This is a genomic window from Glaciecola sp. XM2 (assembly GCF_018595715.1).
GTDB lineage: Bacteria > Pseudomonadota > Gammaproteobacteria > Enterobacterales > Alteromonadaceae > Glaciecola.
The window spans coordinates 1-901 of sequence record NZ_JAHEOJ010000011.1; the positions used below are offsets into that span (position 1 = coordinate 1).

2 protein-coding genes are annotated in these 901 nt (G+C 39.2%); both read right to left on the reverse strand.

Features of this window, described 5'->3' with window-relative positions; genetic code table 11:
* Nucleotides 1-87: 87 nt before the first annotated feature.
* On the reverse strand, nt 88-339 hold the full coding sequence (locus KJ365_RS00045) for a hypothetical protein (RefSeq protein ID WP_214449577.1): 252 nt from the start codon (nt 337-339) through the stop codon (nt 88-90).
* Nucleotides 314-901 (reverse strand): RHS repeat-associated core domain-containing protein (locus tag KJ365_RS00050; RefSeq protein ID WP_214449576.1); only part of this gene is annotated, 588 nt, incomplete at its 5' end. The genes KJ365_RS00045 and KJ365_RS00050, both read right to left, overlap by 26 nt.

Here is a 901-nt window from a genome sequence, read left to right on the forward strand (position 1 = left end):
ATATAATTGATTTGTTTCCCCATTTATGTTCATCGACAAAATTAAGATTATTAAGACGCTCATGTTTTGTCCTTATAGGTACTATTTTTATTTACTTTTAGCTAACATTTTAGCCAATCCAATTACTATGCATAGTGAACCGATAAAAACACTAAACAATACTCTCAGTATAAATAAGAACGGTGTGGTTTCTATGCTGAGCGTGCTAAGCCTATTGAGTATCTGGCCATCAGATAACGAAAAGATACCAGATAAAAATACAAGTAAACCTAGCAAAATGTATATCGTCCCCTGAGCTTTTGGGGTTTTTGATTCATTGTCGATCTTCGACTGCTTCACGAAACTCATCCTTCAATTCAGTAGTAATAACATTAACTGCTACTTCTTTCGCCATTTCATTAGTTGAATGCGTAGCCTGTGTAAATGCATCTAGCTTTTTACCCACCCCCACACCAAAAGCTTCAATTGCTAATTCTGTCCCTAAGGTCTCTAGCGGTTTCTCTGAATCTGATGCTTTAATAGCTGCGTTCACAATTGCACTAGCTGCTTTCACCGTTTTCCCCCCAGGTGTAATATCATTGACAGCTTCTGCAACCGCAACAGTTACTTCAAAAGCTGTCTCAGTGGCGGCAATAGTATCTTCGGCAACCTTTACTTGAACTTCCCTAGCTTTTTCTGCACCTTCATTCTTATTAAATAAATTCGCAAAATCAAAAGGCAACCTTCCGTCAGGGTCAATAAGCTTTAAAGGATTATTATATGAGTATTTGTAACGGTTGAAACCCTGCACGCTTCCTTGCTTGACGTGCCCCAGTACACCAACAGGATCATTTGAGTAAAACCGCCCAATCACTGGATCATAATACCGAGCCTGCATATAAACCAGCCCCGTATCACTGTC